This window comes from Klenkia sesuvii (genome assembly GCF_037083825.1).
Taxonomy (GTDB): domain Bacteria; phylum Actinomycetota; class Actinomycetes; order Mycobacteriales; family Geodermatophilaceae; genus Klenkia; species Klenkia sesuvii.
The window spans coordinates 22,483-30,541 of record NZ_JBAPLU010000033.1 but is presented as its reverse complement, the minus strand read 5'-3'; the positions used below and the strand labels follow the sequence as shown (position 1 = coordinate 30,541).

The following is an 8,059-nucleotide window of genomic DNA, read 5'->3' as shown; positions in this document are numbered from 1 at the left end:
CCCCACCCCCGCCCGCCCCACCCCGCTCGATGTCACATCCAGCGGGATCCCGCGCCCCGGACCCGACGAGAAGTCACATCCAGCGGCGTCAGGCGTCAGGCGTCCGGCGTCAGGCGTCAGGCGTCAGGCGTCAGGCGTCAGGCGTCAGGCGTCGGGCGTCAGGCGAAGACGATGGTCTTGGCACCGTCGACGATGACCCGGTCCTCGACGTGCCAGGTGACGGCCTGGGCGAGCACCTGCCGCTCCACGTAGCGCCCCACCCGGCGCATGTCCTCCACGGTGGCGCGGTGGTCGATGCGGGCGACCTCCTGCTCGATGATCGGCCCGGCGTCCAGCTCGGCGGTGACGTAGTGCGCCGTCGCCCCGATCAGCTTCACCCCGCGGTCAGCGGCGGCCTGGTAGGGGTTGGCGCCGACGAACGCCGGCAGGAACGAGTGGTGGATGTTGATCAACCGCTCGGGGAACCGCGCGCAGAACCCCGGCGACACGATCTGCATGTAGCGGGCCAGCACGACGAGGTCGCAGTCCCCCACCAGCTCCAGGGCGCGTGCCTCGGCCTCGGCCTTGGTGCCCGGGGTGACCGGCACGTGGTGGAACGGGATCCCGTGCGCCGCGGCGACCGGTTCGAGGTCGGGGTGGTTGGAGATGACGACGGCGATCTCGGCGCGCAGGTCGCCGGCGCTGACCCGGTAGAGCAGCTCCTGCAGCACGTGGTCGGTCTTCGACACGAACACCGCGAGCCGGGGGCGGTGGTCGGCGAGCACGAGCCGCCAGGTCATCCCCCACTCGGCGGCCAGCTCCGCCAGCTGCGTCTCCAGCTCGACCCGGCGCGCGGCCAGGTCGTCGAGCACGAACTCCAGCCGCAGCGTGAAGGTGCCGCCCGAGGGGTCGGAGCTGTGCTGCTGCGAGTCGGTGATGTTGGCGCCGGCGTCGGCCATCAGCCGGGACAGGACGGCGACGATGCCGGGGCGGTCGGGACAGCGGACGACCAACCGGCCGGCATTGCTCAGGGACACGAGCGCAGATGATCCCAGACCCGTCAGGGCAGGTCGGCGGGCTCCCCGGTGACGAACAGGTCACCGAGCTCCTCGACGCGGCGCAGCACGTCGGCGGTGTCGAACACCAGCGGGCCCTCCAGCTCCTCCCAGGCCAGCGGCGTGGACACCGTCGCACCGGCCCGGGCGCGCAGCGAGTAGGGCGCCACGGTCGTCTTGGCGGTGTTGTTCTGGCTCCAGTCGACCAGCACCTTGCCCGGCCGCAGCACCTTCTCCATCCGCCAGACCACGTCGTCGGGGGTCTCCTCGGTCAGCGCCTGGGCCAGTGCCTTGGCGTACCGCGACGGGTGGTCGGGGTCGGTGCACCGGATCGGTGCGTACACCTGCAACCCCTTGGACCCCGACGTCTTCACCACCGGGTCCAGCCCGTCGTCGACCAGCCGTTCCCGCAGGCGCACCGCCAGGGCCGCGCACTCGGCCACCCCGGTGCCCGGGCCGGGGTCCAGGTCGAGCACCAGGAGGTCCGGCAGCTGCGGCACGCCGTCGTCGTCGACCCGCCACTGGGGCACGTGCAGCTCCAGCGCGGCCAGGTTGGCCGACCAGGCCAGGTCGGGGACGTCGGTGAGCAGCACCATGTCCAGGACCTCCCGGTCCTTGGTGGACCCGGGGGCGGGCACCACCACGTGCTGCACCCACGACGGCGCGTGCCGGGCGTTGTTCTTCTCGAAGAACGAGGCGCCGTCGACCCCGTGCGGCCAGCGGGTGAAGGTCACCGGCCGGCCGGCCAGGTGCGGCAGCAGCACCGGCGCGACCTGCACGTAGTACTGGATGACCTGGGCCTTGGTGAACCCGACCTCGGGGAAGAGCACCTTGTCCAGGTTGGAGACCTCGAGCTGCCGGCCCCCGATCGACACCCGCTGCCGGCTCACTCCGGGGCCACCTCCGCCGGGGGGACGTCGTCGCGCAGCCCGCGCCACGCGGGGTGCCGCAGGTGACCGTCGCCGGTCCAGCCGGCGAAGACGACCTCGCCGACCAGCTCGGGCTCCACCCAGTGCGCCTCCCGCACCACGTCCGCGGGCACCTCACCGGTGAAGGGCTGCGTCGTCCGGCCGGTCACCGACCGGGCCAGCTCCCGCAGCGCGCGGTCGGTGAACCCGGTGCCCACCCGGCCGGCGTAGCGCAGCCCCCCGGGCCCCTGCACCCCGACCAGCAGCGAGCCGATGCCACCGGCCCGGCGTCCGTTGCCCGGTCGCCACCCGCCGACGACCACGGACTGGTGCTGCACGTTCTTGACCTTCACCCACTCCGCCCCGCGGCCACCGGGCCGGTAGGGCGAGGCCAGCCGCTTGGCGACGACGCCCTCCAGGCCGTGCTCGAGGCTGGCGGTCTGCACGCCCGCGCCGTCGGCGGGGAACCAGGGCGTGGTGGTCCAGCGGCGCGCGGCAGGGGCCAGCTCGTCGAGCAGCGCGCGCCGCTCGGCGTAGCTGCACCCCAGCAGCGGACGGCCGTCGAGCTCGAGGAGGTCGAACACGAAGTAGCTGACCGGCACCCGGCGGGCGGTGCGGGCGACCTCGGGACCGGTCAGGTGCATGCGCTGCTGCAGCAGACCGAAGTCCGGCCGCCCCTGCGGGTCGAGGGCGACCACCTCGCCGTCGAGCACGGCACCGCGGCCGGCGAGGGACGGCGGCAGCGCGGCCAGTTCGGGGTACCGGTCGGTGACGTCGGTGCCGCTGCGGGCGCGCAGCCGCAGGACGCCGTCGCGGACGTGGGCCAGCACGCGGACGCCGTCCCACTTGAACTCGAACGCCCAGCCGGCCTCGTCCCGGGGCAGCTCCCCGGCGACGGCGAGCATCGGCCGGGTCGACTCGTCCACCACCTCAGGCGGACTTGCTCGCGGCCTTCGTGGCCGGGGCCTTCTTCGCCGGAGCCTTCTTCGCCGGGGCCTTCTTCGCCGGAGCCTTCGTCGCCGGGGCCTTCGTCGCGGGCGCCGCCCCCTCCGGGGCCTCGTCGTCGTCGGAGGAGGACGAGGCCTTCCCGCCGGCCTTCTCGACGCTGCGCCGCAACGCGCTCATGAGGTCGACCACGGAGCCGTCGTCCTCGTCGTCCTCGGTCTCCTCGGGCCGGACGACGTCGCCGCCGGCCTGCTTGGCCTCCAGCAGCGCGGCCATGGCCTCCTTGTAGTCGTCGGTGAACACCGACGGGTCGAAGGTGCCGCTCATCGTGGAGATGAGCGACTCGGCCATCTTCAGCTCGGCGGGCTTGGCGGCGACGTCCTCGTCGAGGAAGCCGAAGTCCGGCGTCCGGATCTCGTCGGGCCAGCGCATGGTGTGCAGCACCAGGACGCCGTCGCGCACGCGCAGGGCTGCCAACGACTCCCGCTGCCGGATGGCGATCTTGGTGATCGCGACCTGGCCGGCGTTCTCCAGGGCGGTGCGCAGCAGCACGTAGGGCCGGGTGGCGGTGCCCTCGGGCTCCAAGTAGTACGTCTTCTCGAAGTGGACCGGGTCGATCTCGCTCTGCTGCACGAACTGCAGCACCTCGATCTCGTGGGTGCTGCCCAGCGGCAGCTCCTCCATGTCCTCGTCGGTGAGCACCACCAGCTCGCCGCTGGGCAGCTCGTAGCCCTTGGCGATGTCGCGGTACTCGATCTCCTCGCCGTCGATCGAGCAGACCCGGCGGTACTTGACGCGCCCCCCGTCGGTCCGGTGCACCTGGTGGAACTTGACGTCGTGGTCCTCGGTGGCCGAGTACAGCTTGACGGCGATCGAGACCAGCCCGAAGGAGACCGCGCCCTTCCAGATCGACCGCATGCCCAGTCCCTCTCCTCGTCGTCCTGCTCAGCCTAGGGGCGTCGCCGCCGGTGCACCCGTGCTGACCACCCCTTACGAGTCGGTGACGTCCGACTGGAGCTTGTCGTAGGCGAACTGCCCGACGTCCGCCCCGGCCACGATCGTCATGACCAGCCCGGCCAGCCGGGTGGCCCGCGGCGCAGCCACGTAGGAGAGCACGAACCCGGTGCCGATCCACTGCGCGAGGCAGAACGGGCAGGTCACCAGTTCGCCCACGGCGTGCTTCCAGCCCCCGTGGGAACGCACCTGCTCGGCGAGCTCGGCCTCCCCGGAGGCCCCCTCGAACCGGGTGAAGGGCGCCCGCAGCGGGCTGGTCACCGGGTCCTTGGCGACCGTGCGGGCCAGCCGGAAGGTGCCGACGGTGAGCAGCAGGGCGTCGCCGACCGGGATGCGGTCGGGCAGCGGACGACCGGACACCCGCAGCGCGGCGGCGCCCGCTGCGGTGAGGGCCCCGTAGACGCCCATCGCCGCCAACAGGCCCCCCAGGGGGCGCTGCTCCCCGTGCGCGTACTGCTCCTGCTGCGAGCGGGCCCAGGACCCGACCTTCTCGGTGACCGTCATACCTGCCGCGGTACCCCCGCCGGGAGGGGGCTCACACCGCGTGTGGATGCGTCGGCCACGGGGGTAGGTGCCCGACCATGACGCAGCCCGACGGCCAGACCGCCCGCGACCAGTTCCCCGAGGACGCCGGCATCCCCGAGATCGCAGACGACACCCCCGAGGCCGGCCTGGCCGAGGACCCCCAGTTCGCCCCGGACCTCGGCCGCGAGACCCCGCTGGCCACGACCGACTTCGGCACCACCGCGGCCGAGCAGGCCGAGGGCGAGTCCCTCGACGGCCGACTGGACCGGGAGGTGCCCGACGTCGACGCCGACCCCGGCACCCGGCCGGCCGCCGACCCCGACCGCGCCCCCCAGCTCGACCAGGACGCCGACGCCGACCCCCGCGACAGCTCCGGGACCGAGGCCGTCGGTGACGACGTGGTCGCCACCGGTGAGCCGGCCGTCGGCGGCGAGGGCCCCGAGGAGCAGGCGGTGCACCCCACCGACGGGTGACCGCAGGCGGCACGACCCCGGGGTTGTGGCCCGCCCGGGCCCTGTCTAGGGTCCGGGCGGGTGGTTCAGCAGCCAGCCGCCCCGGCCCGTCCCGCCACACGCGACGACCTGGGGCCCGCCTGCCGGGTGGGCCCGAGCCAGGTACGTTGTAAGCGCTCATGTGCGCCCATCGGGCCCACGCCCCTGAGAGGAGCTCCCGTCCGTGACCTCATCTGACCTGCCCGCCGAGGGGCAGCGCGACTCGTCGGCTCCGGCCGACACCGCCGACGCGCCCTTCGACGACGTGATCACCCTCTCGACGTCCACGGACGCCGACGGCAAGGTCACGGTGACGGTCGTGGGCGAGGTGGACACCTTCACCGCGCCGGTGCTCCGGGCATCGCTGGACACGCAGCTCGAGCAGCAGCCCGAGCAGCTGGTCATCGACCTGTGCGGGGTGCAGTTCCTCGGCTCCGCCGGTCTCGCCGTCCTCGTCGAGACCCAGAAGTCGGCCCGCGCGCGCGAGGTCGGTCTCACCCTGGTCGCCTCGACCCGAGCGGTCACCCGGCCGCTGGAGGTCACCGGCCTGATCGACCTGTTCACCATCGTCGACGGCAACGCCTAGCCACAGTTCGCGAAGGACCCCGCGCCCCCGCCTCCGGCCCCGTCGGAGGTTCGCTCCGAGCTCGCGAGGAGCGGGGGGACGGGGTCCTTCTTCACGCCGAGAGCAACGCGCAGACGCCGGCCTCGACCACCCGCTGGCGGGCCCGGTCGTCGGCGGCCCCCGCAGCCTCGGCTAGCGCCTCGGCGACCGTCTCGCCGTGCTCGTACCGGTCCACCACCCGGGGGTCGACGTAGCTGGCCCGGCACACCGCCGGTGTGTTGCCCAGCTGCTCGGACACGGCCCGGTAGGCCGCGCGCACGGCCTTGGTGCGGCCGCTGGCCGACGTCGGGCGGCGCCGTTCCGCCAGCAGCACGGCCATGAGGACGGTCGCCGTCCACGTGCGGAAGTCCTTGGCCGTGATCTCGGCGCCCGACACCTCCCGCAGGTAGGTGTTCACGTCGTCGCTGTGCACGTCGCGCCAACTGCCGTCGGCGTTCTGCCACGCCAGCAGGTCGTCCCCGGCCGACGGGGGACGACCGAGCAGCTGGCGGACGACGGTGGCGGTGGCGGGGTCCTCGACCTGGACCTCGCGCTGCTTGCCGCCCTTGGCCAGGTAGCAGAACGCCACCGTGCAGCCGCGCACCTCGACGTGCTCGCGGCGCAGCGTCGCCAGCCCGAACGTGCCGTTGTCCTCGGTGTACTGGTCGCTGCCCACCCGGAAGGCGCCGAGGTCGAGCAGCCGGACGGCGGCCGCGAGCACCCGCTCGCGGGGCAGCCCCCGGCGGCGCAGCGCAGCCGTCACCTCGTCGCGGACGTCGGGCAGGCGGTGGCTGATCGCGAGCACGCGTTCGTGCTTGGCGGCGTCGCGCTGCACGCGCCACTGGTCGTGGTAGCGGTACTGCCGCCGGCCCGCCGCGTCGGTCCCGACCGCCTGGATGTGCCCGTGCGGCCACGGGCAGATCCACACGTCGCGCCAGGCCGGCGGGATGGCCAGACCCTGGATGCGCGCCCGCCGCTCGTCGCGGATGAGCGCGCCGTCCTCGTCGTAGAACGCCCAGCCCCGACCGACGCCCCTCCGGGTCCACCCGGGGGCGTGCACGTCACTGCGCCGCAGCCTCACGCCGCTGCAGTTGACGCCGCACCCGGTCGGCAAACCTGCTCCCCCGGACGGATGACCCGCTCAGCCCTGGTGCGGCCCCCCGCGGAGCACCTGCAGCACCCAGCCGTTGGCCCGGCCGATGGCGGCCACCTCGGCGACCACGGCGGCCACCTCGGCCGGCACCTCGCCGGCCGACCGCAGGTCCAGCTCGGCGGTGACCACCCCGCCGCGGGACGCCTCGAGCAACCGCAGCCGGACGGCGGGGGCAGCGTCGGCACCGAGCGGGCCGGAGGCGACGACCCGGGGCACCGGGCCCGAGCGGTCCAGCTGCACCGCGCCCAGCTCGGGCGCACCCGCGGTCGCCCGCGGCGGCAGGGCCCCCGACCGCACCCGCAGGGTGACCGTCGTCCCGGTCGGGGCGCGGTCGACGTCCACCTCCTGCAGCAGCTGCTGCATGATCAGCAGACCGCGGCCGCGGTCACCGGGATCGGTGTCGGGGGTGCGCCAGGCCCCCTGGTCGGCCACGACGGCGACCAGGTGCCCCGTGTCGTCGCGGGCGACACGGAGGGCCATCGGGCCCGGGTCCCCGGCCCGGTAGGCGTGGTCGACGACGTTGGCGCAGGCTTCGCCGACGGCCGCCTGCAGCGCACCACCCACGTCCGCGCCCACCCCGGCGTCGGACAGCCAGCGCCCGAGGGCCCGGCGCACGACCACCAGGGCCGCGGGGTCGGCCGGGAGGTCGAGCACCAGGGGCTCGGCGCCCTGCTGGGGGGCACCCGCTACCTCGCTCATCACGGCCATACCACCGCAGGCCCGGCCGGCCGGCAACCTCGGCGCGGACCGGCCCGCGGGCGCCCTGCGCAGGACCGGGCGGCGTGCGGGAGGATGGGACCGGCCCTCGACCCCTGCCGGGTGGCCGCCGACACGTGAGGAGCGAACCAGCCGATGGCCGACACGACCGGGGGCGCCGCCGCGCGCCGCACCGAACGCCTCGAGCTCCGGGTGCCGACGTCCCGCACCCAGCTGCCCGCGGTGCGGGCGATGACCGGTGACCTGGCCATGCGCATGGACTTCGACCTCGACGCGGTCGAGGACCTACGGCTGGCCGTCGACGAGGCCAGCGCCACCCTCGCGTCGGTGGCGCTGCCGGACGCACCGTTGGTGACGGTGTTCGAGACCGGGCCGACGGGGCTCACCATCCACGCCTGGGTGGCGACCGCCGAGGGCACCGACGTCCCCCGAGACGGGTTCGGCTGGGCGGTCATCGCCGCCCTGGTCGACTCCGTCGACGCCGGCGCCGCCACGCAGGCCGAGGTCCCCGCCGGTGACGGCTCCACCTCCGCAGTGGCCAGCATCACCCTGACCAAGGAGCTCCCGGCGGCCCTCCGCCCTGCGACCGGGGGCGGCGGGTCCGACCTCTCGGTGGCTCGGTGAGCCGACTCCCGACCCTGCCCTCCCCCAGCTCCGACGTGGATGCC

At 74.4% G+C, this 8,059-nt stretch carries 10 protein-coding genes; 3 read left to right on the top strand and 7 right to left on the bottom strand.

The genetic code is table 11. The features are described 5' to 3' along the window. Positions 1-158 precede the first annotated feature (158 nt). The 5 genes from purU to TEK04_RS20270 all read right to left on the bottom strand — a co-directional run bounded on the left by purU (position 159) and on the right by TEK04_RS20270 (position 4,405). Positions 159-1,016 (bottom strand): formyltetrahydrofolate deformylase, encoded by an 858-nt coding sequence (gene purU / locus TEK04_RS20290; protein ID WP_336406184.1) that lies wholly within the window; start codon positions 1,014-1,016, stop codon positions 159-161. Positions 1,017-1,039: 23 nt separating this feature from the next. Then, positions 1,040-1,924 carry a non-homologous end-joining DNA ligase gene (gene ligD / locus TEK04_RS20285; RefSeq protein WP_336406183.1) on the bottom strand — a complete coding sequence of 295 codons (885 nt, stop codon included), beginning with the start codon at positions 1,922-1,924 and terminating at the stop codon, positions 1,040-1,042. Then, positions 1,921-2,868 carry a non-homologous end-joining DNA ligase gene (gene ligD / locus TEK04_RS20280; protein WP_336406182.1) on the bottom strand — a complete coding sequence of 316 codons (948 nt, stop codon included), beginning with the start codon at positions 2,866-2,868 and terminating at the stop codon, positions 1,921-1,923. Before ligD (TEK04_RS20280) ends, ligD (TEK04_RS20285) begins: the two co-directional genes overlap by 4 nt. A gap of 4 nt (positions 2,869-2,872) precedes the next feature. After that, positions 2,873-3,805, bottom strand: a complete 933-nt coding sequence (ku, locus tag TEK04_RS20275; RefSeq protein ID WP_336406181.1) for a non-homologous end joining protein Ku — start codon at positions 3,803-3,805, stop codon at positions 2,873-2,875. A gap of 72 nt (positions 3,806-3,877) precedes the next feature. After that, positions 3,878-4,405: a DUF1360 domain-containing protein gene (locus tag TEK04_RS20270; protein WP_336406180.1), complete on the bottom strand. Its 528-nt coding sequence runs from the start codon at positions 4,403-4,405 to the stop codon at positions 3,878-3,880. 77 nt (positions 4,406-4,482) lie between these two features. Between TEK04_RS20270 and TEK04_RS20265 the strand changes: the two genes are divergently transcribed. Both TEK04_RS20265 and TEK04_RS20260 read left to right on the top strand, forming a co-directional pair. Beyond that, complete coding sequence (locus TEK04_RS20265) at positions 4,483-4,899, top strand: hypothetical protein (RefSeq protein WP_336406179.1); 417 nt, start codon at positions 4,483-4,485, stop codon at positions 4,897-4,899. A 202-nt stretch (positions 4,900-5,101) separates the two neighbouring features. Next, positions 5,102-5,503 carry an STAS domain-containing protein gene (locus TEK04_RS20260; protein WP_092806331.1) on the top strand — a complete coding sequence of 134 codons (402 nt, stop codon included), beginning with the start codon at positions 5,102-5,104 and terminating at the stop codon, positions 5,501-5,503. Positions 5,504-5,594: 91 nt separating this feature from the next. On the opposite strand, the gene TEK04_RS20255 is transcribed toward TEK04_RS20260, so the two are convergent. Next, on the bottom strand, positions 5,595-6,602 hold the full coding sequence (locus TEK04_RS20255; protein ID WP_336406178.1) for a DNA topoisomerase IB: 1,008 nt from the start codon (positions 6,600-6,602) through the stop codon (positions 5,595-5,597). A 60-nt stretch (positions 6,603-6,662) separates the two neighbouring features. Beyond that, the gene (locus TEK04_RS20250; protein ID WP_336406177.1) at positions 6,663-7,373 is read right to left on the bottom strand and encodes an ATP-binding protein; all 711 of its coding nucleotides are present in this window, start codon (positions 7,371-7,373) and stop codon (positions 6,663-6,665) included. Between the two features lie 153 nt (positions 7,374-7,526). Here TEK04_RS20250 and TEK04_RS20245 point away from each other — a divergent pair, with 153 nt between their 5' ends. After that, positions 7,527-8,015 carry an ATP-binding protein gene (locus TEK04_RS20245; RefSeq protein ID WP_336406176.1) on the top strand — a complete coding sequence of 163 codons (489 nt, stop codon included), beginning with the start codon at positions 7,527-7,529 and terminating at the stop codon, positions 8,013-8,015. The last annotated feature ends 44 nt before the right edge of the window (positions 8,016-8,059 follow it).